Annotated in this window: 16 protein-coding genes; 1 reads left to right on the forward strand and 15 read right to left on the reverse strand. The window is 30.4% G+C overall.

Translation table 11 applies throughout. The features are described 5' to 3' along the window. Positions 1 to 110: 110 nt before the first annotated feature. The 13 genes from fabV to rpsF all read right to left on the reverse strand — a co-directional run bounded on the left by fabV (position 111) and on the right by rpsF (position 11,578). On the reverse strand, positions 111 to 1,304 hold the full coding sequence (gene fabV / locus ABWP60_RS04915; RefSeq protein WP_353149352.1) for an enoyl-ACP reductase FabV: 1,194 nt from the start codon (positions 1,302 to 1,304) through the stop codon (positions 111 to 113). Positions 1,305 to 1,360: 56 nt separating this feature from the next. After that, entirely contained in the window at positions 1,361 to 3,013 is a 1,653-nt protein-coding gene (locus tag ABWP60_RS04920) for a DNA repair protein RecN (RefSeq protein WP_353149355.1), read from the reverse strand. Between the two features lies 1 nt (position 3,014). Then, positions 3,015 to 3,899, reverse strand: a complete 885-nt coding sequence (gene porD, locus ABWP60_RS04925; protein ID WP_353149358.1) for a type IX secretion system protein PorD — start codon at positions 3,897 to 3,899, stop codon at positions 3,015 to 3,017. Continuing rightward, a complete protein-coding gene (gene coaBC / locus ABWP60_RS04930; protein WP_353149361.1) occupies positions 3,889 to 5,100 on the reverse strand; it encodes a bifunctional phosphopantothenoylcysteine decarboxylase/phosphopantothenate--cysteine ligase CoaBC in 1,212 nt (403 codons plus the stop codon). The genes porD and coaBC overlap by 11 nt, the downstream gene beginning before the upstream one ends. A gap of 15 nt (positions 5,101 to 5,115) precedes the next feature. Further along, a complete protein-coding gene (locus ABWP60_RS04935) occupies positions 5,116 to 5,430 on the reverse strand; it encodes a DNA-directed RNA polymerase subunit omega (RefSeq protein ID WP_353078717.1) in 315 nt (104 codons plus the stop codon). Between the two features lie 8 nt (positions 5,431 to 5,438). Further along, positions 5,439 to 6,245, reverse strand: a complete 807-nt coding sequence (locus tag ABWP60_RS04940) for an outer membrane protein assembly factor BamD (protein ID WP_353149364.1) — start codon at positions 6,243 to 6,245, stop codon at positions 5,439 to 5,441. Positions 6,246 to 6,328: 83 nt separating this feature from the next. Next, the gene (gene dapA / locus ABWP60_RS04945; RefSeq protein WP_353149367.1) at positions 6,329 to 7,207 is read right to left on the reverse strand and encodes a 4-hydroxy-tetrahydrodipicolinate synthase; all 879 of its coding nucleotides are present in this window, start codon (positions 7,205 to 7,207) and stop codon (positions 6,329 to 6,331) included. A gap of 1 nt (position 7,208) precedes the next feature. Continuing rightward, positions 7,209 to 7,727, reverse strand: a complete 519-nt coding sequence (locus ABWP60_RS04950) for a DUF6913 domain-containing protein (RefSeq protein ID WP_502904810.1) — start codon at positions 7,725 to 7,727, stop codon at positions 7,209 to 7,211. Between the two features lie 151 nt (positions 7,728 to 7,878). Continuing rightward, positions 7,879 to 9,870 (reverse strand): NAD-dependent DNA ligase LigA, encoded by a 1,992-nt coding sequence (ligA, locus tag ABWP60_RS04955; protein ID WP_353149372.1) that lies wholly within the window; start codon positions 9,868 to 9,870, stop codon positions 7,879 to 7,881. A 1-nt stretch (position 9,871) separates the two neighbouring features. Further along, a complete protein-coding gene (locus ABWP60_RS04960; RefSeq protein ID WP_353149375.1) occupies positions 9,872 to 10,348 on the reverse strand; it encodes a DUF6495 family protein in 477 nt (158 codons plus the stop codon). Positions 10,349 to 10,442: 94 nt separating this feature from the next. Next, a complete protein-coding gene (gene rplI / locus ABWP60_RS04965) occupies positions 10,443 to 10,886 on the reverse strand; it encodes a 50S ribosomal protein L9 (protein ID WP_353149378.1) in 444 nt (147 codons plus the stop codon). Positions 10,887 to 10,946: 60 nt separating this feature from the next. Then, on the reverse strand, positions 10,947 to 11,234 hold the full coding sequence (gene rpsR, locus ABWP60_RS04970; RefSeq protein ID WP_091312528.1) for a 30S ribosomal protein S18: 288 nt from the start codon (positions 11,232 to 11,234) through the stop codon (positions 10,947 to 10,949). A gap of 2 nt (positions 11,235 to 11,236) precedes the next feature. After that, positions 11,237 to 11,578, reverse strand: coding sequence for a 30S ribosomal protein S6 (gene rpsF, locus ABWP60_RS04975; RefSeq protein WP_353149381.1), 342 nt, complete (start codon positions 11,576 to 11,578; stop codon positions 11,237 to 11,239). Positions 11,579 to 11,780: 202 nt separating this feature from the next. Here rpsF and ABWP60_RS04980 point away from each other — a divergent pair, with 202 nt between their 5' ends. Next, positions 11,781 to 12,479 carry a LytR/AlgR family response regulator transcription factor gene (locus ABWP60_RS04980; protein ID WP_353149384.1) on the forward strand — a complete coding sequence of 233 codons (699 nt, stop codon included), beginning with the start codon at positions 11,781 to 11,783 and terminating at the stop codon, positions 12,477 to 12,479. Between the two features lie 7 nt (positions 12,480 to 12,486). Here the strand turns inward: ABWP60_RS04980 and priA are convergent, their stop codons facing one another. After that, positions 12,487 to 14,931: a replication restart helicase PriA gene (gene priA, locus ABWP60_RS04985; protein ID WP_353149387.1), complete on the reverse strand. Its 2,445-nt coding sequence runs from the start codon at positions 14,929 to 14,931 to the stop codon at positions 12,487 to 12,489. A gap of 106 nt (positions 14,932 to 15,037) precedes the next feature. Next, the gene (locus ABWP60_RS04990; RefSeq protein WP_353149390.1) at positions 15,038 to 16,033 is read right to left on the reverse strand and encodes an NAD(P)H-dependent glycerol-3-phosphate dehydrogenase; all 996 of its coding nucleotides are present in this window, start codon (positions 16,031 to 16,033) and stop codon (positions 15,038 to 15,040) included. Positions 16,034 to 16,144: the final 111 nt, after the last annotated feature.

Below are 16,144 nucleotides of genomic sequence, written 5' to 3' on the forward strand. Positions count from 1 at the left end.
AAAAAAGGGGTATCGATTAACAAATGTTAATTAATCGATGAAGTGTTTAAAAAAATCGTTGAAAAACAAAAAAGTCCCGAAAAGTCAGGACTTTTTTTTAAAATAAAATATTATTTTGAAATACTTGGTACAAAAACCATTTCTGTGGTGTCTGCTTGATAATCTACACCTTTGAAACCAAACCCGAATAAACTATCAAAATCTTTTTTATAACCTGCCAAATCACCAATTTCTGATAAATTTTCAGTTGTTGCTACTTTCCATAATGTTGCCACTTGATCTTGAACATCATCACGCATTTCCCAATCGTCAATTCTAATTCTTCCTTTTTCATCAGTAGGTATTGCGTTTCCGCTGTATAATCTATCTGCGTATAAACGTTGCATTTGTTCAATACATCCCTCATGAATACCTGCTGCTTTCATCGTTTTATACAATAAAGAAATGTATAAAGGAATAACTGGAATAGCTGAACTAGCTTGCGTTACCAATGCTTTATTTACAGAAACGTATGCTTTACAATTTATACTTTCTAATTGTTTTGTGATTTCAAAAGCAGTAGCTTCTAAATGATCTTTAGCACGACCAATTGTTCCTTTTCTATATACCGCTTCAGTAACTTCTGGTCCGATATATGAATACGCTAATGTCATAGCATCATTTGCTAAAACACCTGCATCTTTTAAGGCATTCATCCACATTGACCAATCTTCACCACCCATAACTACTACTGTATTATCAATATCTTCTTGATTTGCAGGTTCAATAGAAACTTCTGAAACGTTTCCTGTGTGAAAATCAACTGTTTTGTTTGAAAATTTTCCACCAATTGGTTTTAATGTTGAACGATGTAAAACACCCGTTACAGGGTGCATACGAACTGGAGATGCCAAACTATAAATTACTAAATCAACTTGACCTAAATCTTGTTTAATGATATCAATAGTTTGTTGTTTTACTTCATTTGAAAAGGCATCTCCGTTAATACTTTTTGCATATAATCCTGCTTTTTCTGCTTCCATTTCAAAAGCAGCAGAATTGTAATACCCTGGAGTGGCTGTTTTTCCTTCACTAGGTTCTTTTTCAAAAAAAACACCAATAGTTGCTGCATCACAACCGAATGCACTTGTAATTCTTGAAGCTAAACCAAAACCTGTTGAAGCACCAATTACTAAAACTTTTTTTGCACCATCAATTTTACCTTTTGATTTTACATATTCAATTTGATTTTTTACATTTTGTGCACAACCAACCGGATGAGCTGTTAAACATATAAATCCACGCATTCTTGGTTCGATAATCATAATTTTATATTTTATTGTTGTTCTATTTATTTTAACTTAGTACAAAAGTATACTTTTTAATTTAATAATGTTTTGGCATGAGATATAGCCGATTCTGAGATTTGTTTCCCTGACAACATTTCAGCAATTTCTATGATACGGTCTTCTGTATTTAATTTTACAATTTTTGAAATAGTATTTTCACCAATAGTTTCTTTTGAGACCTTATATTGTGCATCCCCTTTTGAAGCAATTTGAGGCAAATGTGTAATCGCAAAAACTTGACGATTTTTACTCATTTTTTTCATGATTTCGCCCATTTTCAGGGCAATTTCTCCTGAAACACCTGTATCAATCTCATCAAATAAAATAGTAGGTAATTTTGAAAAATCAGCTAAAATTGCTTTAATGGCTAACATAATTCTTGACATTTCTCCACCGGATGCTACTTTCTTAAACGAACCCAAATTAGACCCCTTGTTTGCCGAAAACAAAAGTTCTAATTCATCTTTTCCATTAGAAAGAAATGAATTTGAGGTGATTAATTCCATTTTAAATTGGGAATCCGGCATACCTAATTCTTGCAAAATAGAAGAAATTTTAGAGATAAAAACAGGAATTGCTTTCCCTCTATTTTGTGATATTCGATTTGAAATTGAATTTAATTCAATAGTTATATTAGCTAAAAAACTATTTAATTCAGCTATTCTTTCCTCTAAATTATCCACTAACACAACCTTTTCAGATAGCTGATTTTGTATTTCTAACAAGTCTTCAATTGAAGTAACTTGATGTTTTTTTTGCAAATCGTAAACAGATTGCAATCTATTAGAAATAAATTCTATACGCTCTGGATTATAAACATTTTTCTCAGCTAGGTTAAATGAAGTATCTACCAGATCTTCTAATTCAAGTAAAGAGGAGTTTAATCTTTCAAAAACATCCGCGTATAATTCAGAAAAACCCGCGATTTTTTGAAAGGCATTTTTACTGTCTTTTATGGCTTTAATAAAGCCAAATTGCTCTTCATTTGCACTTGAAACTAATTTACCTAAGGTGTCACTAATTAATTCTGAGTTATTTAAACTTAATAATTCTGTTTCTAATTCTTCTTGTTCGTTTGTCTGAAGTCCTGCTTGAAGCAATTCATTTAACAAATAGGTATTGTATTCTTGAGCTGCAAATAGTGTACTTTTATCAATAATTGCTTGCTCTAATTCTTTAGTTTTTAATTTGAAATCAGATAATAAAATCGAGTATTCTCGAAGATTATCTGAATTTGAACTGATAGCATCTAAAATAGAGATTTGATAATTTTGCTGTTCTAATTCACGAGTTTGATGCTGCGAATGAATATCAATTAAATTTTCTGCTACAAGTTGAAGCTCCGATAAGTTAACCGGCGTGTCATTAATAAACGCACGAGATTTTCCTGAAGGTAAAATTTCACGTCTAATAATAGTGATGTCTTCATAATCCAATTCATTGGCTTCAAAAAGTGAATTCAAATTGTATTTTGAGATTTCGAAACTGGCTTCCACAACGCATTTTTTTTCTTTATCTTTTAGGGAAGATAAATCGGCGCGATTTCCCATGATTAATCCCAATGCACCTAATAAAATGGATTTTCCAGCACCTGTTTCTCCTGTTATGGTAGCAAACTGATTGGAAAAAGTAATATTAAGTTGCTCAATTAAAGCATAATTTTGTACAGATAAAGATAAAAGCATATTACCTTATTTTATTCCATTTGGAGGCATTTAACGGTGAAATAGTAGCTAAATTTTCTCTAACCTGAACGGTATCAATACCAGGTCCACCATTAAAAACATCTACAATTTCGTCTGTTTTAGTATCAAAAAAAGTTCTTGCTAAAAGTGAATTTGGTCTCACTTTATGCAATTTAAGTAATGTATCAATTGCATTCACAATGCCTAATTTTCCTTGTTTTAAATCGTCTGCCATTTTATCTAATCCCTTGATATGGTATTCATACATAGCTTCTCTGTACGCATCAAATGTATTAGACATTAAATCTGAAATCAAATTAAATCTTGTTGTTTTTTTACCCGTTTGCACCCAACCTGAAAAACCACTTGATTGTGCTACATTGGTAATATTTAATGCCGTTTCATAAGAATCTGTTCCGCCTTTATCTGAAAAAGTATCGGCATCAGTAGCGATAATAATATTCGCATAAAAAGACAATACAGAAACTAAGTTTGATGTAAATGCATTTTGATCATAAATTAAGTTTTCAAATTCAATGTATTTAAAACTTACATCTTTATCATTAATATTTAGAATTGGAGTGGTAAATGTACTATTGAAAACGGGACGCGAAGAATTAACTTGCAAAGTCACTTCAAAATTATTGCTTTCAAATTTAGTTACGATGAAGAAAAACGAACAATTTATTTTTTCATTTTGCTGCACTTCTTTTTCAGAAAATTTGGTATTATTTAAAAAATCGAAAACCTGTTTTTCTAAATTCTTAAAAATTTGTGGATTTACATTGGTAACTTGATCTGTATTTATAGATACAATAGCTTTTAATTCTTGCGAATTAGCATAAAAAAAACTTAAAAAAAGGAATACTAAAAATTTAATTCGCATATTTTTTTACAATTAGGTTAACAATATCTTCGGCAACTAATTCTTTTGATTTTAATGGAATATCAAATATATTAAAATCTTTATCAATAAACGTAACTTTATTGGTTGGTTTTCCAAATCCAGCACCTTCATCGTTTAAAGAATTCAAGACAATAACATCTAAATTCTTTTTTAAGATTTTACTTTTGGCATTTTCAATCTCATTTTCTGTTTCTAAAGCAAAGCCTATTAAAAATTGATTCTTTTTATTTTGACCTAAAGATAATAAAATATCTTTGTTTTTTTCTAATTCAATAGTAAACGTAGCTTCCGACTTTTTTATTTTCTGCGAGTTAACATTTTTTGGTTTATAATCGGCAACAGCTGCTGCTGCAATTACTACGTCTATATTTTCAAAATAGTGATGACAAGCTTCATACATTTCGTCAGCTGAAGTGACTCTTATTATTGTTACTAAACTATGCTGTAATTGCAAATGTGTAGGTCCAGAAACTAAAATAACTTCTGCGCCTAAATTGGCAGCTGCATGAGCAATTTCATAACCCATTTTACCAGTTGAATGATTGCCTATAAAGCGAACTGGATCTATAGCTTCATATGTAGGGCCTGCAGTTACTAGAACTCTTTTACCTTTTAGTGGTAATTTACTTTCAATATCTTTTTCAATAAATTGAAGAATGTTTTCGGGTTCAGCCATTCTACCTTCACCGCTTAATCCACTGGCTAATTCACCACTTTCTGCTGGAATTATGGTATTTCCAAAACCTTTTAAGGTTTCGAAATTTATTATAGTAGAAGGATGAATATACATGTCTAAATCCATTGCTGGAGCAAAATAAACAGGACATTTCGCAGATAAGTAAGTAGCTAAAAGCAAGTTATCGCAAGTTCCTGAAGCCATTTTGGAAAGTGTATTGGCTGTAGCTGGCGCTATAAGCATAAAATCAGCCCAAAGTGCTAATTCTACATGATTGTTCCAAGTTGCATTTTCATCTTCTTGATTATAAAAAGTGGAAAATACAGGATTTTTTGATAGTGTGGATAAAGTTAAGGGTGTAACAAAATCAACAGAAGCAGGTGTCATGACAACTTGTACATGGGCACCTGCTTTTATAAGTAATCTAACCAATGAGGCTGTTTTATAAGCTGCAATTCCGCCAGAAATACCCAGCAAAACATTTTTACCTTTTAAAACAGACATTAATTAAAGTTTAAATTATTTAGTATCTCTATGATAAATTTTATCTTCTAGCCATTCTTGAACAGCTAAAGCATGTGGTTTAGGTAATTTTTCGTAATATTTAGAAACTTCAATTTGTTCTTTATTTTCGAAAACTTCTTCTAAACTATCATTATAAGTAGCAAATTCATCCAGCTTATCTAATAATTCTTTTTTAATCTCAGAATTAATTTGATTGGCTCTTCTTGCTATTATAGTAATTGCTTCATATACATTTCCAGTTGGCTCTTCAATTACACTTTTATTATAAGTTACGGTGTTTACTGGAGCATTTGTTTTCTTTAAATCCATAATATTGATTAATTTGTATATTGTTTCAATTCTTCTTCTAGGGTTTCAAGCATTTTATTTGATTGTTGTAAATACTTGGTATCTGTTTTAAATTTTATTAAATTTTGGTAATATGTTTTTGCAGAAATTAATCTTTCTTGTTTTTTAGAAGGAACACTGTTTGTTGCTAATTTGAACATAGCATCATATTTGTAAAACAAAGCATCTTCTTTATATTTTGAACCTGGAAAATTAAAAACGAAATTATCTAATGCAATGATAGCCGCGTTATAATCTCTAGTGAATTCACCAATTGTATTGTATTGTTTTGCAATTTCAAATGCTTTAAGCTCTAATTTTTCAGATAGTTCTTTTACAATTTCATTTGCTCTTGGTAAAAAAGTAGAATTTGGATATTTATTTACAAAAACTTGAATTTTACTTAATGCTTTATCTGTATCTACTTGATCTAAACTATATTTAGGCGATAACCTACTATAACACTCTGCACCATAAAATGCGGACTCTTCAGCCAATGGACTTTTTGGATAACTACTTGCAAATCTTTCAAACTCATAAGCAGCAGAAATATATTGTTTCGTATTATATAATGCCTTTGCGTAATTATAAAAAGCCGTTTCCCCTTGAGGCTTTGCTCTTAGTGCTGAAGCAAATTGTTCAAATAATCTTATTGCTTTAGAATATTTTTTTTTCTCAATTTGTTCTGTAAATACTTTTGTTTTTAATTCTATATCTTCTGATTTCATAGCCTTTTGATATGGACTACAGGATGAAATAGAAAGAATTACTAAAAGTATGTATAAAAATTTGTTCATATTTTATGTTAGATTACGCATTAGCGCAGTTTTAAAAACCAACTGCAAAGGTAGATATATTTTTACGTTTTACAAAAAGATTTTTATGCTAAGTTTTTAATAAAATTATTCAATCTTACAGATAAATTTTCGTCTACATTTACCAACGGTAAGCGTACAATATTTTCAGATAAACCTAAATGTTTAAAGACTTCTTTAATACCAGCAGGATTTCCTTGTTCAAAAATCATATCAATAGAATCAGCTAATTTATAATGTAATTCATAGGCTTCATCAACTTTTTTGTTTAATCCCAATCGAACCATTTCAGAGAATGCTTTTGGAAAACCTTCGCCAATAACAGATATTACTCCAGATCCTCCTGCTAAAACCATTGGCAAGGTAATCATATCGTCACCAGAAATTACTAAAAACCCTTCTGGTTTGGTTTGAATTAACTTCATTGCTTGCACAATATCGCCAGCTGCCTCTTTAATTCCGATAATGTTTTTAAAATCGTTAGCCAAACGTATTACCGTAGCAGGCAACATATTACTCGACGTTCTTCCTGGTACATTATATAAAATAATTGGTATTGGTGATGCTTCCGAAACGGCTTTAAAATGTTGGTAAATTCCTTCTTGAGTTGGTTTGTTATAGTATGGTGATACCGATAAAATGGCTGCAAATGGGGATAAATCTCTTGTTTTTAGTTCTTCAACCACTTTAGCTGTATTATTACCTCCTACTCCTAAAACCATAGGTACTCTGCCCTTATTTGCAGCAACAATAGTTTGTATTACTATTTCTTTTTCTGCTGCACTTAACGTAGCGCTTTCTGCAGTTGTACCTAATATTACTAAATATTCTACTCCACCTTCAATTACGTGGTTTATAATTCTCGTTAATGCTGCTGTATCAACAGAAAAATCTTTCTTAAAAGGCGTTACCAAGGCTACACCTGTTCCTATTAATGATTGCATATTATATTTTTTTAAGTATTTTTAAATATTTGAATAATTCTGAAATAAATTCCGAATAATTTTCCGCAATAGAATTGATTACTAAATGGTTTACTCTTTTATCAATGGTTTGAAAACCTACTTTAAATTTTGCTTTAGAACTTCTTGTAACTAATAGTAGTGTTGGCTTTTGAATGTCGTAATAACTAATTAACAAATCAAAAGATTGTTCGGTAAAATTAGTGACTCTGTCACTTTTAAATAAACCTCCTAAAGAAATGTCTTTTCTGAAAAAATAATCAAATTTTTCAAGAATTGTTTTTTTGTTTTTATTTACAAAGGATAATATTTCAATGTTTTCTTTTAGAATTCCATATTTTATAATATCTTCAATTAACTCTTCTTGGTTTGTAAAATAATTTGCATCTATCAAAACTCCTACTTTAACTATCTTATTTAAAGACACTTGTAGCTTATAATTTTCTAATTTATTTTTTATTTTTCTTTTAAGAAAAAAATCCTTTACTATTTTATTAATCATTGCAACTTTACACCTTATACAAAATTAATGTAATCCATTCAAATATTTGATAATCAAAAGTAAAAATACGAAACATCTTTACATAATTTTTGTTACAACTTTAACATTATTTCAAAAGCTTCATGAAAAAAATATTGTAATAATTTAATTCTTAAGCGTTTATCATTTTTTGAAATTGGTATTCGTCAATAATTTCTATTTTTAGTTGGTTGGCTTTTTCTAATTTAGCAGGTCCCATATTGGCTCCTGCGATAACATAATTGGTTTTCGCAGAAATAGAACTTCCTACTTTTCCACCATAATCTTCGATAGCTTTCTTCAAATCGTCTCGAGAGAAAACTTCAAAAACACCAGAAACAACAAATATTTTTCCCTCTAAAATAGTAGAAACAGCAGTAGAAATCTCATTTAATTCAAACTGAATCCCGACTGCTTTTAGTTTATTAATTATAGCTATATTTTCTGAATTCTGGAAAAAATCCATCACACTTTGCGCAATTCGTTCTCCAATTTCATCTACTGTAACTAAATCTAGTAAATCAGCTTTAGCCAAGTTATCGATATTTTTATACTGTTTTGCTAATTTTTTAGCCACCGTTTCGCCTACATAACGAATACCTAATGCATACAAAACACGATCAAATGTAATTGCTTTTGAATTTTCAATTCCTGAAATTAGATTATCAGCAGATTTATCCGCCATCCTTTCTAAAACCACTACTTGTTCTTTTTTTAAATCATATAAATCAGCATAATTTTTAACCAACCCCGCATGATATAATAAAGCCACAGTTTCACCACCTAAACCATCAATATCCATTGCTTTTCGTGTAATAAAATGCTGAATTCTACCTATAATCTGTGGTGGACAGCCATAAAAATTTGGACAATAATGATTTGCTTCGCCTTCACTTCTAGTTAATTTCGTATCACATTCAGGACAATTTGTAATATAAACTGTTGGTTGTGCTTGATTTCCTCTTTTAGCCACGCCAATAATTTTTGGAATAATTTCGCCACCTTTTTCTACAAAAACTTCATCATTTACACGAATATCTAATTTTGCAATTTGATCTGCATTATGAAGAGAGGCACGCTTTACAATTGTCCCTGCTAGTTGAACAGGTTCTAAATTTGCCACTGGTGTTATGGCACCTGTTCTTCCTACTTGATAAGAAATAGATTGCAAAACTGTACTGACTTGTTCTGCCTTAAATTTATAAGCCATAGCCCATCGTGGTGATTTTGCCGTATAACCTAATTCTTCCTGAAAATGAATATTGTTTATCTTAACAACTACTCCATCTGTTTCATAAGGTAAATTATGTCTGTTTTTATCCCAATATGTAATAAATTCAAAAACCTCTTCGATATTACTAGCTAATTTACTTTGATTTGGAACTTTAAACCCTAATTTTCTAGACAATTCTAAACTTTCATATTGCGTTTTTATTGCTAAGCTATTGCCAATCATTCCGTACAACAAACACTCTAATGGGCGCTTGGCCACTTCAGCACTGTCTTGTAGTTTTAAACTTCCTGAAGCCGTATTTCTTGGATTTGAATAAGGTGTTTCTCCAATTTCAATTAAGTCTTGATTCATTTTTTCAAACCCTGCGAAAGGCAAAATGATTTCTCCTCGAATATCAAATTTTTCTGGAAAACCAGGTTGTAATTGTAACGGAACAGATTTTATTGTTTTAATGTTTTGAGTTACATCATCGCCTTTAAAACCATCGCCACGTGTTACCGCACGTACCAATTTTCCGTTTTCATACGTGATACTTATCGAGGCGCCATCATATTTTAATTCACAAGTAAATTCTAAATCAACATCGCCTAAAATTTTCTGACATCTTGTTTGCCAATCTAACAAATCCTCTTTAGAGTAGGAATTATCAAGTGAATACATTCTATATTCGTGTTCAACCGTATTGAAATTTTTTGTAACAGCTCCGCCAACACGTTGCGTTGGTGAATTTTCATCATGAAAAGAAGGATTGGCTGCTTCTAAATCTTGTAATTGTTTTAATTTAACATCAAAATCAAAATCAGAAATCGTAGGATTATCTAACACATAGTAGTTGTAATTATGCAAATTTAATTCTGCTCTTAAAGATTGAATAGTTTCTAAAACAGTCATATTATGATACATTAATAAGTGTAGTTAGTTTACTATATAAGTCGCCTTTACTAATTATTCCTCCGTTTTCAATTATTTTAAAAACTTCTTCATTTCGATTTTCGGAAACTTCTTTTTTACCTGTTTGAATAGTGACTGCATCAGAAAAAAGATTATTCCCTAACCATTCTAATCCTTCAGTTGTGAAGAAATCAACGGAATCTTCAGAAGTATGAACAATTATTGATTCTAAAAAAGTATCGTGACATTTAAAAAGAAATATGTGATTTTTTGAAAAATGATCTATAAATCGAACATTGGTAATAGCTTTATCCCAAATTAAATCAGAAAACACATCTATTTCTTGCAAAGCAATTTCTGGAGATTTGTCTTTAAGTTTATCCCATTCTTTTTTATCAATAGTTTGAGTCGCTAAAAAAGTAATAAACTCAGGATGAAGTTCTTCTAATTGTTCTTTTGTTAATCGGGTATATTTCATTTACGAATATTTGTGAAAAAAAACTAATGTTCCGTAAAAATAAAAAAAGCGTTGCAATTGCAACGCTTTTTTTAAAGAAATATTTTAAATAAAATTATGCTTTTTCAGCAACAATTTCATAAGCTAATTCAATGATTACTTCTCTATGTAAACGAATAGTAGCATTGTATTTTCCAGTTCTTTTAACAATACCAGAAGTGATAAACTTTCTATCAATTGATTGTCCGTTTGCTTCTAAAGCTTGAGCGATATCTGCATTAGTAATTGATCCAAATAATTTTTCACCACCAGCTTTTGATGTGATTTTTATCTCTAACGCTTTGATTGCTTCTGCAGTAGCTTTAGCATCTGCAACAATCTTAGCTTCTTTATGTGCTTTTTGTTTTAAATTTTCAGCTAACACTTTTTTAGCTGAAGAAGTTGCTAAAATAGCTGCTCCTTGAGGAATTAAAAAATTACGACCGTAACCATTTTTTACAGTTACTACATCGTCTTTAAAACCTAAATTCTGAACGTCTTGTTTTAAAATTAGTTCCATTTTGTTGTCCTTTATTTTTATAAGTTAGTCCCGCTGTAGCGGAACAACAAATGATTAATATTATTTTAATAAATCCGCAACGTAAGGCATTAAAGCCAAATGACGTGCTCTTTTAACCGCCACAGAAACTTTTCTTTGAAATTTTAAAGAAGTACCCGTTAAACGTCTTGGTAAAATTTTACCTTGCTCATTTACAAACTTTAATAAAAAGTCGCCATCTTTATAATCGATATACTTGATACCAGATTTTTTAAAACGACAATATTTTTTTTGTTTGTTAGTATCAATATTTAAAGGAGTAAGATATCTGATATCTCCTTCTTTTTTACCGTTGTTAGCTATTGACATGATTAGTTTGCTTTAGTTTTTAATTTTTCTCTTCTTCTTTCTGCCCAAGAAACAGCATGTTTATCTAAAGAAACAGTTAAGAATCTCATGATTCTTTCATCTCTTCTTAATTCCGTTTCCAAAGAAATGATTAATTCCGCTGGAGCTTGGTATTCAAATAAATGGTAAAATCCACTTTTTTTGTGTTGGATTTCATAGGCTAATTTCTTTAAGCCCCAATCCTCTTTTGATACCATTTTGGCACCCTTAGAAGTAAGAAAATCTTCAAATTTGCTTACTGTTTCCTTTACCTGAACATCAGATAAAACGGGATTCAAAATGAAAACAGTTTCGTAATTTTTCATGTGTACGTATTTTTAAATTGGGTGCAAATATAAACATTAATATTTAATTTACAAATTCATTAAAACTATTTATTTTTTATACAATATTAGTTTTCTTTTGTTTTTTTATATATTTTTATGGTATGAATCAAATAAATTTTTAGTTTTACAAAAATTAGTTTAAAATAATTACAATGAAAATATATGTAATAAATACCAAAATATGAAATTAAACACTATTGTTGTAGATGACAGTTCTATTCAACGTATTTCTATTGCTAAGTTAATCTCGGAACATCCTAATTTACTATTAGGTGGTGATTTTTCAAACGCATTAGAGGCTAAGAATTATATTGCAAATAATACTGTTGATTTAATTTTCTTAGACATAGAAATGCCACATATTACTGGTTTTGATTTAATTGATGGTTTAAAAATTAAGCCATTAATTGTATTTATTACTTCAAAAGCTGATTATGCCTTAAAAGCATTTGATTATTCTGCATTAGATTTTTTACAAAAACCTATCAAAAAAACGCGTTTTTTAGTAGCTGCAAAAAAGGCGTTAGAAATGCACCATTTAATACATGTCCAAACTCATGACGAAAACGGACCGCATTTAATAATAAAAAGTAATCTAAAAAAAATAAAAGTCTACACCACTCACATAAAATGGGTGGAAGCTTTTGGCGATTATATCAAAGTTGTAACCTACGAAGACACGCATCTTGTATTGTCTACTATGAAATCTTTTGAAATAGAACTTCCAAAAGATAATTTTCTTAGAATTCATAAATCGTACATTATTAATTTAGATAAAGTCGATCGTTTTAATAGCAAACAGGTTGAAATAGATGGAGAAAAAATTCCATTAAGTAGAAATAAAAAAGAGGAAATTATTTCTGTATTAGAAAATTATTAAACAAGTATTAATAATCCACATTAATGGTTGTTTTGATTGCTCTATATTGCGATGTAGCTTCAAAACTTACCAATGCTTTTTTAATTATTTTTTTTGTCCCAATAAGATTATTAGCATTATTTGGAATTTTAATTAGAATGATTCGAATATATTCATTTCTAATTCTATTAATTGCTGGTTCTTCTGGTCCTAGTATGGGAACAGCTACATGTTGTTTTAATACGTTATAAAGCCAAGTTGCGCCTTCACGAAGTTTTTCGTAATCTCTATGCTTTAATTTTATTTGTAACAAACGAAAGTATGGTGGATATTGAAAATTACGTCTTTCGTACAATTGCTCAGTAAACATCGCTGTATAATTATTATTTACTACTTGCTGAATCGTATTATGCATAGGATTATAAGTCTGAATCACTACACTCCCCTTTTTTGCTTTTCTACCCGAACGCCCTGCTACTTGAACCATCATTTGATAGGCCCGTTCATAAGCGCGATAATACGGCTGATTTAATAAATTATCTGCATTTAAAATTCCTACTAAAGTTACGTTTTCAAAATCTAGACCTTTGGCTAACATTTGTGTACCTACTAAAATATCAATTTCCTGATTTTTGAAAGCATCAATCATTTTTTCAAAAGCAAATTTTCCTCGTGTGGTGTCTTGATCCATTCGGGCAATTCGTTTATTAGGAAATAATTTTATCAATTCTAATTCCACTTGTTCGGTACCAAAACCTTTCGCAGAAATATCTAACGAATTACAAGCGTGACAATGCGTTGGTTTTGCCATGCTGTGTCCGCAATAATGACATTTTAAATGATTTTTGTATTTGTAATAAGTCAAACTCACATCACAACTTGGACATTGAGGTACATGTCCACAAGTTTTACATTCAATATATGGCGAATACCCTCTGCGATTTTGAAAAAGCATAATTTGTTCCTTATTTTCTAATGTTTCGTTCATTCTTTCCAATAAATCATCGGAAAAATGACCATCCATTCGTTTGCGGAAATATTTGTCTTTCAAATCGATTAAATGAATTTCTGGTAACACCACATTATTAAATCGGGTAAACATTTCTATTAAACCATATTTATTGGTTTTAGCATTATGATACGATTCTAAACTCGGCGTAGCACTTCCTAATAACACTTTTGCCCGATGATACTTTGCCAAAACTATTGCGGCATCTCGGGCGTGATAACGTGGCGCTGGATCTTGTTGTTTATAGGTAGCTTCGTGTTCTTCATCAACCACAATTAAACCTAAATTAGAAAACGGTAAAAACAAGGCACTTCGCACACCTAAAACGACTTTTGCTTTTTCGGAATTTTGCAACACATGATTATACACCTCAACACGATCATTTGAATTGTATTTCGAATGAAAAACCGCAATTTGGTTTCCAAAATACGCGGATAATCGTTGCACTAACTGAGTAGTTAATGCAATTTCTGGTAATAAAAATAATACTTGCTTGTCTTGTTGTAAAAATGCTTCGATTAGTTTTATATAGACTTCCGTTTTACCAGAAGCGGTAACGCCGTGTAATAAATTAACATCAAATTGCGTGAATTTTTCGTTTATGGTTTCTAAAACTGTGGCTTGAGATTCGCTTAAATGAATTTCGTAATCGGCTTCTTTTTCAAATGAAACGCGGTCCGTATTTATGTAATATTCTTCGAAAATATTTTTGTCCACTAACGATTTAATTACAGCAGCACTAACTCCAGATGTTTCAATTAACAATTTTGCAGCGATTGGCTTTTTCTCCGTCGCTTGCAATTGAAAATAGGTTAAAACAATTTCTTTTTGCTTTTTTGCTTTTCCTAATATTTCAAGTAATTCTTGAAGATTATCGGCTTGCAAAAATTCTTCTTGAAGTTTAATATATTTTACTAATTTGGGTTTGTAAGTATCTTGAACTTCATCATGCATTGACAATAATCCTTTAGCTAACAAGCTTTGAACAATTGGAATTACATTTTTCTTATTTAAAATCTGAGAAATTTCCGAAATCGTAATGGATGATTTATTTTCTAAAGCATCTAAAACTAAAAATTCTTCATCTGTGGCAAGTGTTTTATCCGATTCTGTATGCGAAGAAGAAATCATCGTTTCACTTTCCAAAATTAATCCTGTAGGTAACGCCGATTTAAAAACTTCGCCTATCGAACACATATAATATGAGGCAAGCCAGTGCCAATGTTTTAGTTGAATTTCATTTACAATAGGAACATCATCAATAATTTGGCTGATTTCTTTAGCTTCATACAAAACAGGAGGATTGGTATGTTTTTCTACAACTAAAGCCGTATACACTTTAGTTTTTCCAAACGGAACCGTAACGCGCATTCCTGGTTGCAAAAACTTGTATTCTTCCACATTCACAGAATAAGTGAACGTTTTATCTAGATTTAATGGAAGAATAACATTGATGAAATACATGTTTTTTGGTATAGGGTTATGGGTGAAGGGTTAAGGGATTGGGTATTGTATTTAAGGTTAAAATATGTTAAACGAAACTTTTGCCTTATAACTTAAACCTTTTTAACTAATCCAACTTCTCGGTTAATTTACTAAATACACTTTTGGCATTTTTACCTTCGTATAAAATTTGGTAGACCGCATCAATAATAGGTGTTTTAGCTTTATATCCTAAATTTAAATTATATGCACTTTTACAAGCATAATAGCCTTCCGCCACCATACTCATTTCCATTTGAGCGGATTTTACAGTATAACCCTTGCCTATCATATTTCCAAACATACGGTTTCTTGAAAAAACAGAATATCCAGTTACTAACAAATCTCCTAAATAGGCTGAATCGTTAATATTACGTTTCATTCTATGTACTTTGCGAATGAATTTTTTCATTTCACGAATGGCGTTACTAATTAAAACCGCTTGAAAGTTATCTCCATAACCCAAACCATGAGCGATACCGGCTGCAATAGAATAAATATTTTTTAAAACTGCTGCGTATTCTGTTCCAACAATATCGTCAGATGTTTTAGTTTTTATATAATAAGATGCCAAATTTTTAGCTACATATTTTGCCTTTTTCTCATCAGAACAAGCAATAGTTAAATACGATAAACGCTCTAATGCTACTTCCTCTGCATGACAAGGTCCGGTAATGACTCCAATATTATCGTAAGGAATAGAAAATGTTTCATGAAAATGTTCGCCAACAATTAAACTTGTTTCAGGTACAATTCCTTTAATTGCAGAAAAAATAATTTTTCCTTCTAAAGTTACTGTCATTTTTTCTAATTCTGCACTTAAAAAAGCAGATGGAATGGCAAAAATAACTACATCAGCAAATTTTATGGCTTCATCAATATCGTTTGTAAGTAGTAATTTATTAGTATCAAAAGCTACTGAACTTAAATAATTTGGATTATGTTTTTGCTGTTTCAAATGCTCTAAAGCATATGTACTACGCATGTACCAAGCAATTTTTTCTTGATTTTCACATAACATCTTGGCAATAGCTGTTGCCCAACTTCCGCCTCCAATAACTGCAAATTTTTTGTTGCTTTCCATGTTCTAAATTTATGAATTCCAAAAATACACTTTTGGATGTCAATATGCAATAATAATATCAATTTCAATAAGTATAACGAAATCAATATTAAAAAACCTTAAATAATGTTA

Source organism: Flavobacterium sp., assembly GCF_040402895.1.
Taxonomy (GTDB): Bacteria; Bacteroidota; Bacteroidia; order Flavobacteriales; family Flavobacteriaceae; genus Flavobacterium.